Annotated in this window: 21 protein-coding genes; 9 read left to right on the top strand and 12 right to left on the bottom strand. The window is 68.0% G+C overall.

Features of this window, described 5'->3' with window-relative positions:
* The first annotated feature begins 13 nt into the window (after nucleotides 1-13).
* A complete protein-coding gene (locus GGQ59_RS04965; RefSeq protein WP_183816359.1) occupies nucleotides 14-784 on the top strand; it encodes a TrmH family RNA methyltransferase in 771 nt (256 codons plus the stop codon).
* A gap of 1 nt (nucleotide 785) precedes the next feature.
* Here GGQ59_RS04965 and ndk read toward each other — a convergent pair whose 3' ends face one another.
* Together ndk and GGQ59_RS04955 are read right to left on the bottom strand one after the other, a co-directional pair.
* Nucleotides 786-1,208 (bottom strand): nucleoside-diphosphate kinase, encoded by a 423-nt coding sequence (ndk, locus tag GGQ59_RS04960; protein WP_183816357.1) that lies wholly within the window; start codon nucleotides 1,206-1,208, stop codon nucleotides 786-788.
* Nucleotides 1,209-1,274: 66 nt separating this feature from the next.
* Nucleotides 1,275-1,583 (bottom strand): putative antibiotic biosynthesis monooxygenase, encoded by a 309-nt coding sequence (locus GGQ59_RS04955; protein ID WP_183816355.1) that lies wholly within the window; start codon nucleotides 1,581-1,583, stop codon nucleotides 1,275-1,277.
* 74 nt (nucleotides 1,584-1,657) lie between these two features.
* On the opposite strand from GGQ59_RS04955, the gene aat reads away from it, so the two are divergent.
* Nucleotides 1,658-2,326 carry a leucyl/phenylalanyl-tRNA--protein transferase gene (aat, locus tag GGQ59_RS04950; RefSeq protein WP_183816353.1) on the top strand — a complete coding sequence of 223 codons (669 nt, stop codon included), beginning with the start codon at nucleotides 1,658-1,660 and terminating at the stop codon, nucleotides 2,324-2,326.
* Here aat and GGQ59_RS04945 read toward each other — a convergent pair.
* Together GGQ59_RS04945 and GGQ59_RS04940 are read right to left on the bottom strand one after the other, a co-directional pair.
* Entirely contained in the window at nucleotides 2,278-2,916 is a 639-nt protein-coding gene (locus GGQ59_RS04945) for a DUF2155 domain-containing protein (RefSeq protein WP_221400867.1), read from the bottom strand. The genes aat and GGQ59_RS04945 overlap by 49 nt on opposite strands.
* A 41-nt stretch (nucleotides 2,917-2,957) precedes the next feature.
* Nucleotides 2,958-3,371: an NADH:ubiquinone oxidoreductase subunit NDUFA12 gene (locus GGQ59_RS04940; RefSeq protein WP_183816351.1), complete on the bottom strand. Its 414-nt coding sequence runs from the start codon at nucleotides 3,369-3,371 to the stop codon at nucleotides 2,958-2,960.
* 280 nt (nucleotides 3,372-3,651) lie between these two features.
* Here GGQ59_RS04940 and GGQ59_RS04935 point away from each other — a divergent pair, with 280 nt between their 5' ends.
* Nucleotides 3,652-6,021: a response regulator gene (locus GGQ59_RS04935; RefSeq protein WP_183816349.1), complete on the top strand. Its 2,370-nt coding sequence runs from the start codon at nucleotides 3,652-3,654 to the stop codon at nucleotides 6,019-6,021.
* 12 nt (nucleotides 6,022-6,033) lie between these two features.
* Here the strand turns inward: GGQ59_RS04935 and GGQ59_RS04930 are convergent, their stop codons facing one another.
* Complete coding sequence (locus GGQ59_RS04930; RefSeq protein ID WP_183816347.1) at nucleotides 6,034-6,732, bottom strand: hypothetical protein; 699 nt, start codon at nucleotides 6,730-6,732, stop codon at nucleotides 6,034-6,036.
* On the bottom strand, nucleotides 6,729-7,178 hold the full coding sequence (locus GGQ59_RS04925) for a hypothetical protein (RefSeq protein ID WP_183816344.1): 450 nt from the start codon (nucleotides 7,176-7,178) through the stop codon (nucleotides 6,729-6,731). The genes GGQ59_RS04930 and GGQ59_RS04925 overlap by 4 nt, the downstream gene beginning before the upstream one ends.
* A 185-nt stretch (nucleotides 7,179-7,363) precedes the next feature.
* On the opposite strand from GGQ59_RS04925, the gene cobS reads away from it, so the two are divergent.
* Nucleotides 7,364-8,329 carry a cobaltochelatase subunit CobS gene (gene cobS, locus GGQ59_RS04920; protein WP_425511350.1) on the top strand — a complete coding sequence of 322 codons (966 nt, stop codon included), beginning with the start codon at nucleotides 7,364-7,366 and terminating at the stop codon, nucleotides 8,327-8,329.
* Nucleotides 8,330-8,470: 141 nt separating this feature from the next.
* Nucleotides 8,471-8,857 carry a response regulator gene (locus tag GGQ59_RS04915; protein ID WP_183816340.1) on the top strand — a complete coding sequence of 129 codons (387 nt, stop codon included), beginning with the start codon at nucleotides 8,471-8,473 and terminating at the stop codon, nucleotides 8,855-8,857.
* A 7-nt stretch (nucleotides 8,858-8,864) separates the two neighbouring features.
* On the opposite strand, the gene GGQ59_RS04910 is transcribed toward GGQ59_RS04915, so the two are convergent.
* Together GGQ59_RS04910 and GGQ59_RS04905 are read right to left on the bottom strand one after the other, a co-directional pair.
* Nucleotides 8,865-9,311 (bottom strand): peptidylprolyl isomerase, encoded by a 447-nt coding sequence (locus GGQ59_RS04910; RefSeq protein WP_183816338.1) that lies wholly within the window; start codon nucleotides 9,309-9,311, stop codon nucleotides 8,865-8,867.
* Complete coding sequence (locus GGQ59_RS04905) at nucleotides 9,308-10,186, bottom strand: peptidylprolyl isomerase (RefSeq protein ID WP_183816336.1); 879 nt, start codon at nucleotides 10,184-10,186, stop codon at nucleotides 9,308-9,310. The genes GGQ59_RS04910 and GGQ59_RS04905 overlap by 4 nt, the downstream gene beginning before the upstream one ends.
* 197 nt (nucleotides 10,187-10,383) lie before the next feature.
* On the opposite strand from GGQ59_RS04905, the gene GGQ59_RS04900 reads away from it, so the two are divergent.
* On the top strand, nucleotides 10,384-10,809 hold the full coding sequence (locus GGQ59_RS04900) for a response regulator (RefSeq protein ID WP_183816334.1): 426 nt from the start codon (nucleotides 10,384-10,386) through the stop codon (nucleotides 10,807-10,809).
* A 5-nt stretch (nucleotides 10,810-10,814) separates the two neighbouring features.
* On the opposite strand, the gene coaD is transcribed toward GGQ59_RS04900, so the two are convergent.
* Nucleotides 10,815-11,315, bottom strand: a complete 501-nt coding sequence (coaD, locus tag GGQ59_RS04895) for a pantetheine-phosphate adenylyltransferase (RefSeq protein ID WP_183816332.1) — start codon at nucleotides 11,313-11,315, stop codon at nucleotides 10,815-10,817.
* A 133-nt stretch (nucleotides 11,316-11,448) separates the two neighbouring features.
* Here coaD and GGQ59_RS04890 point away from each other — a divergent pair, with 133 nt between their 5' ends.
* Nucleotides 11,449-12,300 (top strand): 3-keto-disaccharide hydrolase, encoded by an 852-nt coding sequence (locus GGQ59_RS04890; RefSeq protein WP_183816330.1) that lies wholly within the window; start codon nucleotides 11,449-11,451, stop codon nucleotides 12,298-12,300.
* A gap of 135 nt (nucleotides 12,301-12,435) precedes the next feature.
* Here GGQ59_RS04890 and GGQ59_RS04885 read toward each other — a convergent pair whose 3' ends face one another.
* The 3 genes from GGQ59_RS04885 to gyrA form a co-directional block, all read right to left on the bottom strand.
* Nucleotides 12,436-13,143, bottom strand: a complete 708-nt coding sequence (locus GGQ59_RS04885; protein WP_183816328.1) for a hypothetical protein — start codon at nucleotides 13,141-13,143, stop codon at nucleotides 12,436-12,438.
* A 56-nt stretch (nucleotides 13,144-13,199) separates the two neighbouring features.
* Nucleotides 13,200-13,562, bottom strand: a complete 363-nt coding sequence (locus GGQ59_RS04880) for a DUF4174 domain-containing protein (RefSeq protein WP_183816326.1) — start codon at nucleotides 13,560-13,562, stop codon at nucleotides 13,200-13,202.
* 116 nt (nucleotides 13,563-13,678) lie between these two features.
* On the bottom strand, nucleotides 13,679-16,399 hold the full coding sequence (gene gyrA, locus GGQ59_RS04875) for a DNA gyrase subunit A (protein WP_183816755.1): 2,721 nt from the start codon (nucleotides 16,397-16,399) through the stop codon (nucleotides 13,679-13,681).
* Between the two features lie 168 nt (nucleotides 16,400-16,567).
* On the opposite strand from gyrA, the gene GGQ59_RS04870 reads away from it, so the two are divergent.
* Together GGQ59_RS04870 and GGQ59_RS04865 are read left to right on the top strand one after the other, a co-directional pair.
* The gene (locus GGQ59_RS04870) at nucleotides 16,568-17,230 is read left to right on the top strand and encodes a superoxide dismutase family protein (RefSeq protein WP_183816324.1); all 663 of its coding nucleotides are present in this window, start codon (nucleotides 16,568-16,570) and stop codon (nucleotides 17,228-17,230) included.
* Nucleotides 17,231-17,647 (top strand): DUF1801 domain-containing protein, encoded by a 417-nt coding sequence (locus GGQ59_RS04865; RefSeq protein ID WP_183816322.1) that lies wholly within the window; start codon nucleotides 17,231-17,233, stop codon nucleotides 17,645-17,647.
* The last annotated feature ends 2 nt before the right edge of the window (nucleotides 17,648-17,649 follow it).

Here is a 17,649-nt window from a genome sequence, read left to right as displayed (position 1 = left end):
CTAGGCGCGAGCGATGACACCGCCCCCCGCAAAGCCCGACACGCCGAGAGGCTACGGCCGGAAGACCGCGCCCGAGCGCGTCTGGATCTACGGGCGCCACCCCGTGCTCGCCGCGCTTCGCAACCCGGCGCGCCGCTGCCGCCGCCTCGTCGCGACCAAGAACGCGGCCGACTGGCTTACCGAGCAGGGCTGGACCGAGAAGGCCGCCGACGACCTCAAGCCCGGCGCGATCGACGCGCTCCTGCCGCAGGGTGCGGTCCACCAGGGCCTTGCCGGCGAGTTCACCGACCTGCCTCGCGCCCGACTGAAAGACGCCTGCGACGCCGCCGCGGGCCGCCCCGTCCTGGTCCTCGATCAGGTCACCGATCCTCAGAACGTCGGCGCGCTGATCCGCGTCGCAGCCGCCTTCGGGGCGCAGGCCGTGGTGGTTCAGGACCGGCGCACCCCGCCCGTCTCCGGTGCGCTCGCGAAGGCGGCGGCCGGCCTCGCGGAGACCGTTCCATTGGTGCGGGTGGTCAACATCGCCCGTTCGCTCGAAGCGCTCAAGGAAGCGGGCTTCGTGGCGACAGGCCTCGCCGGCGAAGGCGCGGCCGCCCTGCCCGCCTACGCGCCGACACGCCCGGTCGCGCTCGTGGTCGGCGCGGAGGGACCGGGGCTGCGCCAGCTCGTGCGGGAGACCTGCGACGAGCTGGTCGCCATTCCGATGGCCGCGGGGGTCGAGAGCCTCAACGTCTCCACGGCGGCGGCGGTGGCGCTCTACGCGCTCACCGCCGGACAGGGCTGATTCAGCCGACGATCTCGTCTTCGGAGAAGAAGTAGGCGATCTCGTCCTTGGCGGTCTCCGGCGCGTCCGAGCCGTGCACCGTGTTCGCCTCGATCGACTCGGCGAGCTCCTTGCGGATCGTGCCCGCGTCGGCGTTCTCGGGGTTCGTCGCGCCCATGATCTCGCGGTTGCGCGCGATGGCGTTCTCGCCTTCGAGTACTTGGACCACGACCGGGCCCGAGGTCATGAAGCTGACGAGGTCACCGAAGAACGGCCGTTCCTTGTGGACGGCGTAGAAGCCTTCGGCCTGTTCCTTGGTCATCTGAATGCGTTTCTGCGCGATCACGCGCAGGCCGCCCTCTTCGAGCATGGAGACGACCTTGCCGGTGATGTTGCGGCGGGTCGCGTCGGGCTTGATGATCGAGAAGGTCCGTTCGAGCGCCATGGGCGCCTCCTTTTGTTGAATTCGGTCGCGGGCGCATAACAGCGCCGTCGCGGAGAGGCCAGACGGTCAGTCGTCCCGAAGCTCGCCGTCGACGCCCAGCCGCTCCTCGCCCTTCGCGACGATCTTCTTGATGACCGGGATGGCTCCGAACTCCAGGACCGGCACGGTGATCATCGTGGTCAGAAGCACGCTCACGGGCAGCGGCAGCTGCGTGAAGCCGAGCGCGTGCAGGGCGTAGTTCGCGAGGAGCACGCTCGGATAGACGGCGATCCAGATCAGGAACGCGACGATCGACCGTTCGGCCAAACGGCTCATCGCGTCGCGTCGCTGAACGGTGGGGGCGTCATGACCATACTCTCCCCAGGCCAACGTCATGAACGTATGAAGGTTCCGGTGCGCAGGCCCAGGAAGCCGCTGACAGGCGGGGCGGAACGGCGCATCATCGGCTGATGTCCCGCCCGCTGCCGCCCGTCCGCCTGACCTCGGACCTCCTCCTCCAGGCCTACCGCATCGGCTACTTCCCCATGGGCGAGGACCGCTACGCGCGCGAGGTCTTCTGGGTGCGGCCGGACGTGCGAGGCGTTCTGCCGATAAGGGGCATCCACATCCCCCGCCGCCTGCGGCGAACCGTGCGCCGCGACCTCTTCGAGATACGCGTGGACACCGCCTTCCGCGCGGTGATGGAAGGCTGCGCCGCCCCCCAAACCGAGCGCGAGCAGACCTGGATCAACGGCGAGATCCTCGATGCCTACTGCCAGCTCCACACGCTCGGCTACGCCCACTCGGTCGAAGCGTGGCTGGACGATGTCCTCGTCGGCGGGCTCTACGGCGTCTCGCTCGGCGGCGCCTTCTTCGGCGAGAGCATGTTCTCGGTCGTCACCGACGCCAGCAAGGTCTGCCTCGTCCACCTGGCAGGCCGCCTCTCGGCGGGCGGCTATGGTCTCCTGGACACGCAGTTCACGACCGATCACCTGCGGCGCTTCGGGGTCGAGGACGTCCCCGCCGACGACTATGCGCGGCGGCTCGAAGCGGCGCTGCGCATCGAGGGCGACTTCGCCGCCCTGCCCCCTCAGGTCTCCGGGTCGACCATCTTACAGTCGATCACCCAGACGTCGTAGACCGGGTGCTCGAGGGCGTTGAGGGACGGGGTCGAAGCGAACATCCAGCCGCGGAACAGCGCGGGCCGCGCCTCTTCTGCCCCCGGGCGTGCCGCTCTGCGGGCGGCGGCCTTCTCCTCGCGCTGCGCCGCGCGGGTGCGGCGGCCGTGGACGTCGGCATCGGAGGCGAAGACCTCCAGGAACACGCTCGTCTCCGGGAACTCTTCGGGCGGGCGCTTGTCGCATGTGCGCGGCAGCAGGGTCAGGGTCCCGAAGGACATCTCTTCGCCGATGGGCACTTCGAGGTCGCGATAGGCCGCCGTCACCTTGTCGAGGGCGCGCAGCGTGACCGAGACGGGCTTGAGGGGGTTGTCGGACTGCCGCCGCAGCAGCTCCGCGCCGAACGCGATGCCGGAGGGCGAGCGGGACAGGCGGTCGAGTTCCGTACCGTCCTCTTCGGCGATCTCGGGCGTCGTGGTCCAGCCGAGAGGCTCGTTCGCTTCGGCCGCGTCCGGACGCAGCGCCTGAACGGGCGGGCCCGCCTGCGCCAACGCCATGCTCGGCACGGCGGAGAGCACCGCGATCAGACCTGCTCGAAGGGATGTCGTCATGCCTGCCCTGCCCGGCTTGCAATGCTTGCCTGCGCTTGAGCCTACGCTTCTTCGGGGCTCCACGCCTCGTAATCTTGGTCCACCTTCCGGCCCTCGTCCACCCGCGTCAGCGAGCCGATGGGCCGGTAGGCGAGCGGCGTGCCGGTCATGTTCGGAAGGTGCTGGCGCTCGAACTTCTTGCGCGGCAGCGGCACGACCGTCGGCGGCTCGTCCCAGATGTGGTGCAGCCAGCCGTGCCAGTCAGGCGGCACGCGGCTCGCCTCGGCGACGCCATGATAGACCACCCAGCGACGACGGCGACCGTCGGAGAAGGACGGCGACTTGCCCTCCTCGTAGTACTTGTTGCCCTGCTCGTCCTCGCCGACGAAGCGGGCCCCCCTCCGCCAGAGGGTGAGCGACGTGCCGAAGGTGGCCGAGTGCCACCAGACGAAGATGCGCTTGATGATGCCGATCATGGACGCGCTTATGCGGCAGCGAAGCTTCGCCGTCCACGGCAAAGGCGATCGCGACCGGCCCGGCCCGGAAGGCGGGGAAGCCTCACGACTTCGTTCCCGAAACGCCGACGATCCTAGCGCCACGCTGAACTTTTCGTTCAGCTTCGAAACTTAGATTGCGCCTGGTTGGCGGGAGATCCTGCGTGGGCAATCGCGTCCTGACGGACAAGCAAGGCAACGCCTCGCGCGTCGCGGCCGCGCCGCGCCGCGTGCGTGAGGCCGCGATCGTCGAAGGTCCACGATGAGCTGGCTCTCGCGCATCTCCATCAGAGGCAAGATCACCTTCGGGATCGTGGGGACGACGATCTTCGTCCTCTTCGTCGCGAGCGCGAGCTTCGTCGGCTACGAGGCGGCGACCTTCGAGCGGGACCTCGTGCGCGAGCGCACGGAGCTCGCGCGGGTCACGGCGTCCAACATCTCCGCCGCCGTGGTCTTCGACGACGTCCTCGCGATCGAGGAGAACCTCGGCGCGTTCGAGGAGATCTCCGACATCACGAACGCGGCCGTCCTGACGCCGGCGGGGACGCTCATCGCCGCCTATCACCAGGAGGGCCGGCCGCTGACGCCGCCGCAGGCGCTGCCGGTCGGCGCGGAGGGCGCCGCCCGGGTCGGCGGTACCGTCGTCGTCCAAGCCCCTGTGCGGATCGGCGACGAGGTGCTGGCCGCGCTCCAGCTGACGGTGAGCAAGGAGCGCCTCGGTGAGCGGGTCGGTCAGTACATCGAGATCGCCTCCGCGGTCCTTCTCGTCGCGATCGTCGTCGCCTGGGTCCTCTCTTCGCTCGTCGCCCGCGCGATCGTCCGGCCGATCCAGGCGCTGACCGACGCCACCGCCGACATCCGCGACCTCAAGGACTACAGCCGCCTCGTGGACGTGAAGAGCCAGGACGAGGTCGGTCTCCTGGCCCTCGGGTTCAACGCCATGATCGGCGAGGTGAAACGCCGCGACGAGACGCTGGAGGAAACCGTCCGTCAGCGTACGCTCGAGCTGAGGACTTCGATGGAGAAGGCCGAAGCCGCCAGCAAGGCGAAGTCGGAGTTCCTCGCCAACATGTCCCACGAGATCCGTACGCCCATGAACGGCGTCCTCGGCATGGCGGAGGTCCTTCTCGACACGCCGCTCGATTCCCATCAGCGCGAGCTCGCCGGCATCATCATGTCGTCCGGCACCAGCCTCGTGACGATCATCAACGACATCCTCGACTTCTCGAAGATCGAGGCGGGCAAGTTCGAGCTGAGCCCCTCGCCCTTCAACCTCCACACCGCCATCGAGGACGTCGTCAGCCTCGTCTCGGGCCGCGCCAGGGAGAAGGACCTCGAGATCGTGGTCCGCTATCAACCCGGCTTGCCGGAGCATCTCGTCGGCGACGGGGGGCGTTTGCGGCAGGTGATCACCAACCTCGTCGGCAACGCCGTCAAGTTCACCGACAAGGGCCACGTCCTCGTCGAGGTCACGGGCTCGGACGAAGGCGAACGGGCCGCCTTGCGCCTCTCTGTCACCGACACAGGCATCGGCATTCCCGCCGACAAGCTCGACCGGATCTTCGAGAAGTTCGAGCAGGTCGATGGGTCGTCCTCGCGCCGCTACGAGGGAACCGGCCTCGGCCTCGCGATCTCCCGTTCGATCGTGGAACTCGCGGGCGGCACGCTGAAGGCCGAGAGCGAGCTCGGTCGAGGCTCCACATTCTACTTCGACATCGCCTTGCCGGTGGACGCCGCGGGGGCTGCGAACGGCAAGGTCGCGGCTTCCATCGGCGGCGTTCGCGTGCTCGTGGTCGACGACAACGAGGTCAACCGGCGCATTCTTCGAGAACAGCTGACGACCTGGGGCGCCGAGGTGGTGGCCGCGCCGTCGGGTCCGGAGGCCCTCTCCGTCCTGCGCGGCATGGGCGCGTCTCCCCCCGACCTGATCGTCACCGACTATCAGATGCCCGGCATGAACGGCGAGGCGTTCGCCGAGGCGGTGAAGGCGCGGCCGGAAAGCGCCGACGTCCCGATCATCATGCTCTCCTCCGTGAACGAGGCGCAGTCCGCCAGCTCGCGCGAGCAGAAGCGCTTCGCCGCCTGGCTCGTCAAACCGATCCGGACCACGCTCCTCATCGACGCCCTCGCGCAGGCCCTGAGCGAGACCGCCCGAACGACGGCGGGCGAGCTGCGCGAGGTCGTGCGCAAGGCGACCGAGCCCGCGCCGCGCCCGAAACCCGCCGACGTCGTCGCGCTCGACCTCCTGATCGCGGAGGACAACGTCGTGAACCAGATGGTCCTGACCAACATGCTCGCGGACCAGGGGCACGAGATCGAGATCGCCTGCAACGGGCGCATCGCCGTCGAGAGGTACAAGGCGAAGCGGCCGGACATCGTCATCATGGACGTCTCCATGCCGGAGATGGACGGCATCGAAGCGACGCGCGCGATCAGGGGACACGAGGCCGAAGCCAAGCTGCCGCGCACGCCGATCATCGCGGCGACGGCGCACGTCATGAACGAGGACAAGGACCGCTGCCGTGCCGCCGGCATGGACGACTACATCTCCAAGCCGATCAAACGCGACGCCATCATCGCCGTGATCGCGAAGTGGAGCCCGACGGTCGACAAGGAGAAGAGGCGCGCCTGACGGCTCTTGAGCTTACGCCGCGTCGGGCGGTTCCAGCGTGAAGGCCGCCCCCGGCAGCGGCTTGTCCCAGCCGGGCACGTGCGGCGGCGCCTCGGGCGACCAGCCGACCACTTCGAGAAGGCCGGACAGGTAGCCGTTCGAGTTGTAGCCGCCCGACCAGCGGAACGGGATCATGTCGTAATCGGTAAGGTCCGCGTAGCGCGCATCGACCTCGAACAGGCGCTCGACCGCCTCGCGTTCGGTCATCTCGCCGGACACGACCAGCGGGTGCTGGATCTCGGCATCGTAGGTATCGGGGATCAGCAGGCTCGCGTCCCATGCGCGGTTCACGCTCGACACCAGCGTGCCGAAGATGGGGTTCATGTCCTTGGGCCCCGCTCCGAGCGTCGCGTAGCGGCGCCCGTCCGGAAGCGTGCGGGTGAAGCGGGGATCGCCTTCGAAGGCGGGGTGATCGTCGACGATGACCATCAGATAGGCGTGGTTGCGGCCCGCGAAGACCGGATGCGCCTGGAGGCGGACCTCGAGGTGAGGCGTGTCGGTCGAACGGCCTTCGCGGCCAAGCGCGATGGCGTCGAGTTCGTGCAGCACCGCGTCGGCACCGTGCCGCGAGGCGGCCTCCCGGAGCGCGCCTTCGGCCTCCGGGTCCGCCTCGATGAAGTCTCTTACCGCGCCGGCCTCGTCCGCCGCCACGATCTCTTCGGCCGTCTTCAAGCGAAAACCTCCGCCGTACCGCTGGCGTCCTGCTTCGGTCCCTTACCGCGCAGCGTGAAGCGCCAAGTCATCAAGCCGCTGAACAGGCATATGGGAACGGCCCAGAAGGCGAACAGGGCACCCCCGACGACGATCAGGAAGACCACGGCCGTCGCGAACCCCGACACGGCCGAAGCGAGGAGCGTCGTCCAGACCGACCAGCCGAGCCTCGGCCAGAACAATCCGAGCAGCACGCCGCCGAGCGCTGCGGGAATGCCGCCGACGATGTGGGCCCCCACCATGGCCAGGATGAACGCGCCCACCATGCTGCCGAGGGACCTGAACACCAAGGCGAGGGGCATGCCGGCACTGAGGTCCTGGCTGACGCCGAACAGCACGAACCCGGCCGAGACGGCCACCGCGCCCCAGATCGGTCCGACGCCGAGGCATAGAAGCGCGAGCTTCATAAGCCCCGGACCGCCTGAAGAGTTTCCGGCCATTCGTCCCCCTAGCGTCTCCTGGAACCAGAGCCTGCCATGACGGCCTAGGCAAGCCCGCCACACCTCGCCGCGTTGCGCCGCCGCGCCATCTTGGTTACCGCCGCCGAACGAAGACGCCCGAGGCCCGAATGACCGTCCTTACCGAACCCGACATGCCAGAAGCGCCGGACACGACCGTCTCGGCGGGAGAGGTGTTCGGCATCGAGACGAAGATGACGGTCCCCGCCTTCTCCGAAGGCAACCCTTACGTTCCGCCGCTCGACCCGACCTACCGGTTCGACCCGAAGACCACGCTCGCGATCCTGGCGGGGTTCTCTCACAACCGCCGCGTCATGGTTCAGGGCTATCACGGCACGGGCAAGTCGACGCATATCGAGCAGGTCGCCGCCCGCCTCAACTGGCCTTGCGTCCGCGTGAACCTCGACAGTCACGTCAGCCGCATCGACATGATCGGCAAGGACGCGATCGTGGTGGAGGACGGCAAGCAGGTCACCGCCTTCAAGGAGGGCATCCTGCCCTGGGCCTTCCAAAGGCCCGTCGCCCTCGTCTTCGACGAGTACGATGCGGGCCGGCCGGACGTGATGTTCGTGATCCAGCGCGTGCTGGAGGCGGAGGGCCGCCTGACGCTGCTCGATCAGAACCGCGTCCTGATGCCGAACCCCTACTTCCGGCTCTTCGCGACGACCAACACGATCGGCCTCGGCGATACGACGGGCCTCTATCACGGTACGCAGCAGATCAACCAAGGTCAGATGGACCGCTGGTCGATCGTCACGACGCTCAACTACCTGCCGCATGACGAGGAGGTCGAGATCGTCGCCGCGAAGCTGCCCTCCTACGCCGGAGACGACGGCAGAAGGACGCTCGGGGCCATGGTCCGCGTCGCCGACATGACCCGAAACGCGCTGATGAACGGCGACATCTCGACCGTGATGAGCCCGCGGACAGTCATCACTTGGGCGCAGAACGCCGAGATCTTCGGCGATGTCGGCTACGCCTTCCGGGTCACCTTCCTCAACAAGTGCGACGAGATGGAACGCCCATTGGTGGCCGAGTTCTACCAACGCGCCTTCGGCGAAGACCTTCCCGAAGCGGCCCACCTCGTCGACGTCGCGTGAGGCGGCGGCTCCGGCTGCCACTGACAACCAATCTGTCTTGAAGTCGTCACGTTTGCGCTATCATTGCGCCATGGCATAGGACTCGCAGGCCAGATTGCGCCACGGTCATCCTCGGCCGAGTAGGCAGGAGTTTGGCCTCGCATGACGCATGACTTGGATGGACAGCGCATCCTCGTGGTTGAGGACGAGGCCATCATCGCGATGGACCTCAACTGGTCGCTGAGCGACCACGGCGCCGAGGTCGTCATCGCTCGGAGTCTGGCTGACGCGAACTCGCTCAACCTGGCGGCCTTCGACCTCGCCGTACTCGACATCGACGTCGGGGACGGGCTGGTCTGGCCGGTGGCCAACGCGTTGCAGGCGCTCGACGTGCCGTTCCTGTTCCACTCCGCGACCTGCCGGGAGGACGGGGTCGGCTTTCGCTTTCCGGGCGTGCCGTTCCTGACCAAGCCGGCCGGCGGCGCACGCCTGATCGAAGCGCTCGTCGAGGCGGCGACGGCCCGAACCAAGCTCGAAGCCGTCGCCTGAAGGCTTCTTAGTCTTCGATCTTACGGAAGCTCTTGATCTTCGTGGGTTCGCGAGGCGGCTCGCCCTTCTTGATCGCGTGGACGGCGTCCATGCCTTCGACCACCCTGCCCCAGGCGGTGTACTGGCGGTCGAGGAAGCTCGCATCGTCGAGGCAGATGAAGAATTGGCTCGAAGCGGAGTTCGGATCGTTCGTCCGCGCCATCGAGCAGACGCCCTCGGCGTGGCTGACGTCGTTGAACTCGGCGGGGATCGTCTTCTCGTAGCCGCCCGTGCCGGTCCCGGTCGGATCGCCCCCTTGCGCCATGAAGCCGTCGATCACGCGGTGGAACACCGTGCCGTCGTAGAAGCCGTCTTCGGCCAGCTTCGTGATCTGCGCGACGTGCTTCGGCGCTTTGTCTTCGAACGTCTCGATGACGACGTCGCCGGTTTCGAGCTCCAGCTTGAGCTTGCTCATGAAGTAATCTCCTTGTTGACGCGGACCGGGACGGTCACGTTGCAGACGTCCCGAAAGAAACCCGTCGAGCTTAGGGCACCCGTCGAGCGCAGCCAGGCCGTGAAGGTCTCCGAGTCCGAACGCAACACTTCGACGGCCGGACGGTCCTCGACGGGAATGTCCGCCGCGATGCGCATCCGCACGATCGGCGTCGGCCGCGCCGGCGGTTCGCCCCTGTTGATGCGGCGCGTGTTGCGCTGGCCGTCCACCACCCGGCCCCAGACGGTGTAGCGCTGGTCCAGGCTCGACCGGTTGTCGCCGAACATGACGAAGAACTGGCTGTTCGCCGAGTTGGGATCGCCCGCCCGCGCCATCGACATCACGCCGGGACAGTGAAGCCCCCAAAGCGCGACCGTATCCTCGACCAGAAGGCCCGGCAGCGTCGCAGGCTGCGCGCCGACGGGCACCGAGCCCAAGAAGCCGATCTGGGCGGCGCGGTTGTCCCGGCCGAGCGGCACGAAGGCGTCGAGCCCCGCCACGGGCCGTGCGAACTCGCCGGGCAGGTTCGGCAGCGTCGAGCCGCCCGTCCCCGTCGCGGTAGGATCGCCGCCTTGCGCCATGAAGCCTTCGATCACGCGGTGGAACACCGTGCCGTCGTAGAAGCCCTGCCGCGTCAGGCTCTTCACACGTTCGACGTGCTGCTGCGCTAGGTCCGGACGCAGCTCTATCAGCATCGTCCCGCTAGGCAGGTCCATGACGAGCAGGTTCTCGGGATCGACCGCTTGCCAAACCTCCTCCGGCGCCGCTTCGAGGATTTGGCTCGGCGTTTGCGCCGGCGTCTGCGCCTGCGCTGTCGTCAGCGCGAGCGCGGCGAGAGTTATGTGAAGGATGCCCATTGCGTGCCCGTCCGTCCCGTGAAGCGGCGTTGTAACCGCAGGATCTCGAGCGCGCCACCGCGCGCAGCCTGAACGCTCCGCAAGACGGTTCGATGACGATCCCGTGCTTCACGGCGCTGTAGGGCCACCCGCAGGTTGGCTTCGGTTAAAGAAGGATGAAGCCGGTGGTATGAGCCGCTCCCCGGCAGGATCAGAACATGACCGAAGGCCAGGCGCGCCGCGTCGCGAACGATCTTGAACTGACCGGAAACGCCGACACCACCCTGAGAGGCAAACGGGTGCTCGTCGCCGAGGACAACGTGATCCTGTCCATGCACCTCTCGATGATGTTGGAAGAGGCCGGCGCCACGGTGATGGGCCCCTACCCCTTCGTCGACGAGGCGCTCGGCGCGCTCGCGCAGGAATCTCCCGACCTCGCCGTCCTCGACTACGAGCTCGCGACCGGCAACAGCCGTCCCATCGCCAAGCGCCTGACCGACCTCTCCGTTCCCTTCGCCTTCTTCACCAGCCACGACGCCTGCGACCTCGAACCCTGGTCCACGGACGCTCCGGTCGTCTGCAAGCCGAACACGGACGAGACGCTGATCGTAACCATGACCGGGCTTCTCGGTCACGACGCCTGAGCGCGTCAGCCTCGGGCCTTCTCCAGCAAGCGCTTCTCGACCACCGGCGGAACGAAGGCCGATACGTCGCCTCCGAGCCGTGCGATCTCCTTGACCAAGCGCGAGGCGATCGCCTGGTAGCGCGCATCGGCCATCAGGAAGACCGTCTCGATCTCCTCGTTCAAGAAGGAGTTCATGCCGACCATCTGGAACTCGTACTCGAAGTCGGAGACCGCCCGCAGACCGCGCACGATGACGTCGACGCCGTTCGCCTCGGCGAAGTGCATAAGCAGCCCCTCGAAGGGCATGACCGTGACCTGCGCGCGGGCGTCCGCGTCGATCCCCTCCAGCGCCTCGCGGACCAAAGCGGCCCGTTCGTCCAGCGTGAACATCGGATCCTTGCCCGTGTTCACCGCCACGCCGACGATGAGCCTGTCCACGAGCTTCACCGCCCGCCGAAGGATGTCGATGTGGCCGAGCGTGATCGGGTCGAACGTGCCGGGGTAGAGGCCGGTAAGCTGTGTCATGACGGCATCCTTAGCCGCTGAGTCGCGACGGCGTCACACCCTTAGTGGCGCCGCCGCCAGGTTGCCTCGCCCCGCGAGGCCCTCGCTGCGATAGCGGCGCGCCAGCGGAGGCGGGCTGCGCTAGGTCCGTGCGATGACACCGATGATCACCGCCCTCGTCCTCCTCGCCGCCCAGCCCGGCTGGCGCCCGCTCCTGAGCGAAGACCTCGCCGACTGGAACGTCTACCTCAGCTACCGCCATGGATCCGACTACGACGGCAGCGTGCCGCGGAACGCCGACGGCACGCCGATCGAACCCGTCGGCCTGAACCCGCCGGACCAGGACGTCTTCGTCGTCGAGACGGTGAACGGCGAGTCCGTGCTGCACGTCTCCGGCGAAGTCTACGGCATGGCGTTCACGGACGAGGTCTTCGAGAACTACAGGCTGCGGATGCAGGTGCGTTGGGGCGAGGTGGTCTGGCCGCCGCGCGAGGCGCTCCTCAAGGACACGGGCCTTCTCTACCACTCGGTCGGCGAGCCCGGCGCGGACTATTGGCGTACTTGGATGCGCAGCCAGGAGTTCCAGATCATGGAAGGGCATGTCGGGGACTACTGGACTCAGGCGGGCAGCGCGTTCGACCTGCGCGGCTTGCCCCGCGAGGGCGTGATGTCGCCGGTCGCGAGCATGCGCCATGGTTGGGTCGAGATCGCCGAGGGTTCGGCCGCGGGCAACTTCGCCATGCGCTCGCACGACGCGGAGAGCCCGACGGGCGAGTGGACGCAGATCGAGTTGATCGTTTTCGGGGACCGTGCCGTACATGTCGTCAACGGCGAGCCGGTCATGGTGCTGAAGGGTTCGCGCTACACCGCAGAGGACGGCGAGGTCCGGCCGCTGACCTCGGGCCGGCTCCAGATACAGAGCGAGGCGGCCGAGGTCTTCTTCCGGCGCATTGAGGTCATGCCGATCGATGCGATGCCCGAAGCCTACGTGCCGCTATTCGAGTGAGCCCGCGCCTTACGGCGAAGACCTGCACTGTCGATCGAACCCGAAGGGTCGGCGCCGCGGAGTAGCCTCCGGGCGCCTTATCCCATCCAACCGTCCGAAGGCGCCGCCTTGACGAGCGTCGGCTTAGCGAACGCCCTACTCCGCGCCGGTGACGCGGCGGACGACCTCGCCGTCCTCGTTCAAGAAGGCGATCGCCGCCTCGCCCTCCGGCGTGACCGAGAGGCGCAGGCGCGTCCGCCCTTGCGCGTCGCGAAGGGCGACCGCCGCCTCGTCGTCCCGGTCCCGGCCGAAGAAGGCGCGGGAGGCCCCCTGCTCCTCCTTCGCCAAGCGGGCAAGGACGGCCTCGCGCGCCTCGTCGGTCTCGGCGCGGGCGAGCGCGTCGAAGCCTTCGAAGTCCATGGCCTCGGCAGGGCGATCCGTGACGAAGAGGCCGGCGACGCCCGAGCCGTCCTCCTCATAGCCGATCAGCTGGACGATCTGGTCCTGTTCGTAGGCGTCGAAGGTCAAAGAGCCCCCGGTCTCGGTCGTGCCGTCCTCCCGCGTCCGTCCGGCCACGACCAGCCCGCCGACCTCGGTGCCCTCGTCATTGTAGAAGAGCATGCCCGACTGCGTGCGGGAGGGATGCCGATAGGCCTGTCCACGAACGATGATCTGAGGATCTCGCGCCTTGGCGTAGAGGATGAGGCGCGGCGTGCCGTCCGGTTCGACGACGTCCAGACGCTCGACGACGAGGTGGGCGATGCGTTCGGTCCCGTTCTGCGCTTCCGTTCGCGACAGAAGAAGCGCGAAGGCGCAGGTCAGGATTGCGGCGTAGATCGTCAGGGTGGCGGTGATGGGTTTCATGCGCTCTCCTCCGCAAGGGACCTAGGCCGCTCGCGCGAAGAGGCACGACGCCCTCGCTACTCGCGCATCTCGCTCGCGCGCATCGGCATCGCGTCGATGGTCTCGCAAAGACGTTCGATCGTCAGGACGTCATGCGTTCGAAGCTTCTCGCCGCCGTCCTTGCCGACGAGGATCACGGTGAAGCCGTCGGGGCGGTAGCGGCTGGCGAGGCCCGTCCCGGCGTCGCCGACGATCACGACGACGTCGCGTTCCGTCAACGCCTCCCCGTCCGCCTCGAAGACGTCGCGCTGACGATCCGCCTCGCCTTCGTCCCCGGCGAAGACGAGCACAGGGCGGGCGGACCAACGGAACTGCTCGAGGTCGGGCTCGACCTCGGCGGCCGCGAAGATCGGAAAGAGGGCGAGGATGGTCGGTATCATCGTCTAGGAGCTAAAGCGCCCAAGCCTGCGGGACACCCCGAGCACGGTGCAGGGGCCCGCGATGCTGGCGGCGTGAGCGCCGAGCACCGCAGGCCTTCGCCGTTAGGGCAGGCGCCTCAGGACGACCCCGCCTCCGGCGCGTCGCCGGCTTCGTCCAGCTCTTCGTTCGCCTCGGCTTCGGGCACGTGCTCGACCGAGACGACGTGTTCGCCGTCGCGGGTGTTGAGGATCGTGACCCCTTGGGTGTTCCGCCCGGCGATGCGGATGTCGCGGACGTGGGTGCGGATGAGCTGGCCGCCATCGGTGACGAGCATGATCTCGTCGCCGTCCTCGACCGGGAAGCTAGCCGCGACGCGGCCGTTCCGCTTGGTCGTCTGGATCGCGACGATGCCCTTCCCGCCCCGGTTCGTGGTCCGGTACTCGTAGGCCGACGAGCGCTTGCCGTAGCCGTTCTCGGTGACCGCGAGGAGGAACTGCTCGCGCGCTTCGAGCTCGGCGATGCGCTCGGGGCTGAGGGCGGCTTCCTCGCCGCCCTCCTCGTCGCCGCCCTCGGTCTCGACCCCTTCGGTCGCGCGGCGCATGGCGGCGGCGTGGCGCAGATACGCGCGCCCTTCCTCGGGTTCCACGCCTGCGCGCAGGATCGTCATGCCGATGACGAAGTCATCGTCCTGGAGCTTGACACCGCGAACGCCTGTGGACGTCCGCCCGCTGAAGACCCGGACCGAGTCCAGCGGGAAGCGGACGGCGTAGCCTTCGGCCGTCGTGAGAAGCACGTCCGTGTCCTCGTTGGCGAGGCCGACGCCGACGAGGACGTCGCCCTCGTCGAGCTTCATCGCGATCTTGCCCGCGCGGTTGACGTTGGTGAAGTCGGACAGCTTGTTCCGCCGGACGTTGCCCGAGCGGGTCGCGAAGAGGATGTCCATCGCCGCCCACTGCTCCTCGTCGTCCGGGAGCGGGAGGATGTTGGTGACGCGCTCGTCCTGCTCGAGCGGCAACAGGTTGATGAACGCCTTGCCCCGCGCGGTCGGCGCGCCTTCGGGCAGGCGCCAGAGCTTGAGCTTGTAGACCATGCCCTTGTCCGTGAAGAACAGGAGCGGGGTGTGCGTGTTGCCGACGAAGAGCTGGGCGACGAAGTCCTCGTCCTTCATCGACATGCCCGAGCGGCCCTTCCCGCCGCGGCGCTGCGCGCGGTAGGTGTCGAGCGCGGTGCGCTTGACGTAGCCCGTGTGGGTGACGGTGACGACCATCTCCTCGCGCGCGATGAGGTCCTCGTCCTCCATCTCGATCGCGTCGACGAAGTGCGAGCGGCGGGGGGTGGCGAACTCGTCGCGCACCTCGGTCAGCTCGTCCTTGATGATCGTCAGCACGCGGCCTCGGTCGCGCAGGATCTCGAGGTAGTCGGCGATCCGCTCGGCCAGGGCCTTCAGCTCGTCGCCGATTTCGTCGCGGCCGAGGGCGGTCAGGCGCTGCAGGCGCAGATCGAGGATCGCGCGCGCCTGCGTCTCGGTCAGGCGCAGCGTGTTGCCGTCCGACAGGACCGAGCGCGGGTCCGCGACGAGGCGGACGAGCGGGCCCATGTCCGCCGCGTCCCAGTCGCGCGACATCAGGGCCTCGCGCGCCTCGGCGGGGGTGGCGGAGGCGCGGATGGTGCGCACCACTTCGTCGATGTTGGCGACGGCGATGGCGAGGCCGACGAGGACGTGGGCCCGGTCGCGGGCCTTGGCGAGCTCGTACTTCGTCCGCCTCGTGACGACCTCCTCGCGGAAGCGCACGAAGGCCTCGAGCACGCCTCGGAGCGTCATCTGCTCGGGCCGGCCGCCGTTCAGCGCCAGCATGTTGACCCCGAAGGAGGTCTGAAGCTGGCTCTGCTTGTAGAGGTTGTTGAGGACGACCTCGGGGTTCGCGTCGCGCTTGAGCTCGATGACGACGCGGATGCCCTCGCGGGAGCTCTCGTCCCGCAGGTCGGCGATGCCCTCGACCTTCTTCTCGCGGACGAGGCCGGCGATCTTCTCGACCATCGAGGCCTTGTTCACCTGATAGGGAATCTCGGTGACGATGATGGCCTGGCGGTCCTTGCGGACCTCCTCGATGGAGGTGACGCCGCGCATGACGACGGAGCCGCGGCCGGTCAGGAGGCCCTGACGGCTGCCCGACTGGCCGAGGATCAGGGCGCCGGTCGGAAAGTCGGGGCCGGGCACGATCTCGACCAGCGCCTCGTCCGTGATCTGCGGATCCTCGATCAGCGCGATCGTCGCGTCCACGACCTCGCCGAGGTTGTGCGGGGGGATGTTGGTCGCCATGCCGACCGCGATGCCGCCGCCGCCATTGACGAGGAGGTTCGGGAAGCGCGCGGGCAGGACGACGGGCTCCGCTTCGGAGCCGTCATAGTTGTCCTGCTTGTCGACCGTCTCCTGATCGATGTCGGCGAGGAGCGCCGTCGCCGACTTCGCCATGCGCACCTCCGTGTAGCGCATGGCGGCGGGCGGATCGGCGTCGATCGAGCCGAAGTTCCCCTGCCCGTCGAGAAGCGGCAGGCGAAGCGAGAAGTCCTGTGCCATGCGGACGAGCGCGTCGTAGACCGCGCTGTCGCCATGGGGGTGGTACTTGCCGATGACGTCGCCGACGACGCGGGCGGACTTCTTGTAGGGGCGGTCGTAGGTGTACTTGTTCTCGTGCATCGACCACAGGATGCGGCGGTGCACGGGCTTCAGGCCGTCGCGCGCGTCGGGGATCGCGCGGCTGACGATCACGCTCATGGCGTAGTCGAGGTAGGACCGCTCCATCTCGTCGGTGATGGAGATCGCCTTCGTGCCCGGCGGCAGCGGCGGCGGCATCATGTTCTCGGGCGCGGTGCCCTCTTCGGTGTCGAGACCGTCGCCGTCCACGGGTTCGGTCGCAGGCCTGTCGTCGTCTTGTGCCAAGGTCGTCCTAAGTGGTGTCTCTGAGTCGTGAACGCTCTAGCATTTCGCTGCCGGAATGGCCAGGGCGAGAGGGAAGGAAGTACGATGAAGCGAACGACACAAGCCGCTGTTCTCACTAGCGTTCTTGGCCTTGCCATGGCCTGCAGCGAAGCGCCCGCGGAGGCGCAGGCGCAACAGGCCGAGTCGGTGCCGCCGAGTCAGGCGAAGCCGATGATGAACCAGACGGCGCAGACCGAGCGGACCGCGCAGGCGAACGACGAGGCGACCGAGTTCCCGGCGCCCGGCGCAGGGTCGGACGCGACCGCGCGGTTCATGGGCAGCCAGGGCGACGAGATCGGCACGGTCGAAGCGACGGACGGGCCGAACGGTGTCCTCATGCGCGTGAGCCTGAGCGGTTTGTCCGAAGGCTACCACGCCATCCACCTGCACCAGGTGGGCGACTGCTCAGACTACGACGCCGGGTTCAAGGCGTCGGGCAGCCACGTCAATCCGGGCGGTAACGAGCACGGCCTTCTCAACGAGGCAGGCTACGAGGCCGCGGACCTGCCGAACCTCTACGTGCACGCCGACGGCACGGGCCGGGGCGAGTTCTTCACGGACAAGGCGACGCTCACCGAGTTGAACGACCAGGACGGCTTCGCGGTCCTCGTACACGAGAACGAGGACGATCACATGACCCAGCCCATCGGCGGCGCGGGCGGGCGGGTCGCCTGCGCGGCGGTCGGGGCCACGGGCGGCGGCATGTAGTTGGCGGAGGGCAACGCGACCGTTCCGACCGGCGCTTCGGTGGACGACTTCCTGTCGGGGGTCGAGCCGGCCGGCCGCCGCGAGGACGGTCTCGCCCTCAAAGCCCTGTTCTCCGAGGAGACCGGCGAGTTCCCCTTGATGTGGGGCTCGTCGATCGTCGGCTACGGCCGCTATCGCTACCGCTACGAGACCGGCCGCGAAGGCGATTGGTTCTGGTGCGGATTCAGTCCGAGAAAGGCGAAGATGTCGCTCTACTTCATGCCCGGCTACGGCGCTTACGAGAAAGAGATCGCCGCGCTCGGCCCGGTCAAGACGGGGGCGAGCTGCGTCTATGTCGGCCGCCTCGCCAAGGTCGACGAGGCCGCCCTCCGGCGCCTCGTAAGAACCTGTACGCAGCGCATGAGGGCCGAAGCGTGAGC

The sequence above is a fragment of the Parvularcula dongshanensis genome (genome assembly GCF_014199615.1).
Lineage (GTDB): Bacteria > Pseudomonadota > Alphaproteobacteria > Caulobacterales > Parvularculaceae > Parvularcula > Parvularcula dongshanensis.
The sequence above is the reverse complement of the archived record's forward strand: the minus strand, read 5'-3'. Positions and strand labels throughout refer to the sequence as shown.

Excerpts from the sequence above, each read along its gene's own strand:
- GGQ59_RS04890 (WP_183816330.1), top strand. The coding sequence starts at position 11,449 with ATGACACCGATGATCACCGCCCTCGTCCTCCTCGCCGCCCAGCCCGGC.
- aat (WP_183816353.1), top strand. The coding sequence starts at position 1,658 with ATGTCCCGCCCGCTGCCGCCCGTCCGCCTGACCTCGGACCTCCTCCTC.
- GGQ59_RS04955 (WP_183816355.1), bottom strand. The coding sequence starts at position 1,583 with ATGACGTTGGCCTGGGGAGAGTATGGTCATGACGCCCCCACCGTTCAG.
- GGQ59_RS04910 (WP_183816338.1), bottom strand. The coding sequence starts at position 9,311 with ATGAGCAAGCTCAAGCTGGAGCTCGAAACCGGCGACGTCGTCATCGAG.
- GGQ59_RS04940 (WP_183816351.1), bottom strand. The coding sequence starts at position 3,371 with ATGATCGGCATCATCAAGCGCATCTTCGTCTGGTGGCACTCGGCCACC.
- gyrA (WP_183816755.1), bottom strand. The coding sequence starts at position 16,399 with ATGATGCCGCCGCCGCTGCCGCCGGGCACGAAGGCGATCTCCATCACC.
- GGQ59_RS04965 (WP_183816359.1), top strand. The coding sequence starts at position 14 with ATGACACCGCCCCCCGCAAAGCCCGACACGCCGAGAGGCTACGGCCGG.
- ndk (WP_183816357.1), bottom strand. The coding sequence starts at position 1,208 with ATGGCGCTCGAACGGACCTTCTCGATCATCAAGCCCGACGCGACCCGC.
- GGQ59_RS04945 (WP_221400867.1), bottom strand. The coding sequence starts at position 2,916 with ATGACGACATCCCTTCGAGCAGGTCTGATCGCGGTGCTCTCCGCCGTG.
- GGQ59_RS04915 (WP_183816340.1), top strand. The coding sequence starts at position 8,471 with ATGACGCATGACTTGGATGGACAGCGCATCCTCGTGGTTGAGGACGAG.
- GGQ59_RS04880 (WP_183816326.1), bottom strand. The coding sequence starts at position 13,562 with ATGATACCGACCATCCTCGCCCTCTTTCCGATCTTCGCGGCCGCCGAG.
- GGQ59_RS04870 (WP_183816324.1), top strand. The coding sequence starts at position 16,568 with ATGAAGCGAACGACACAAGCCGCTGTTCTCACTAGCGTTCTTGGCCTT.
- GGQ59_RS04905 (WP_183816336.1), bottom strand. The coding sequence starts at position 10,186 with ATGGGCATCCTTCACATAACTCTCGCCGCGCTCGCGCTGACGACAGCG.
- GGQ59_RS04900 (WP_183816334.1), top strand. The coding sequence starts at position 10,384 with ATGACCGAAGGCCAGGCGCGCCGCGTCGCGAACGATCTTGAACTGACC.
- coaD (WP_183816332.1), bottom strand. The coding sequence starts at position 11,315 with ATGACACAGCTTACCGGCCTCTACCCCGGCACGTTCGACCCGATCACG.
- GGQ59_RS04885 (WP_183816328.1), bottom strand. The coding sequence starts at position 13,143 with ATGAAACCCATCACCGCCACCCTGACGATCTACGCCGCAATCCTGACC.
- GGQ59_RS04935 (WP_183816349.1), top strand. The coding sequence starts at position 3,652 with ATGAGCTGGCTCTCGCGCATCTCCATCAGAGGCAAGATCACCTTCGGG.
- GGQ59_RS04925 (WP_183816344.1), bottom strand. The coding sequence starts at position 7,178 with ATGAAGCTCGCGCTTCTATGCCTCGGCGTCGGACCGATCTGGGGCGCG.
- cobS (WP_425511350.1), top strand. The coding sequence starts at position 7,364 with ATGCCAGAAGCGCCGGACACGACCGTCTCGGCGGGAGAGGTGTTCGGC.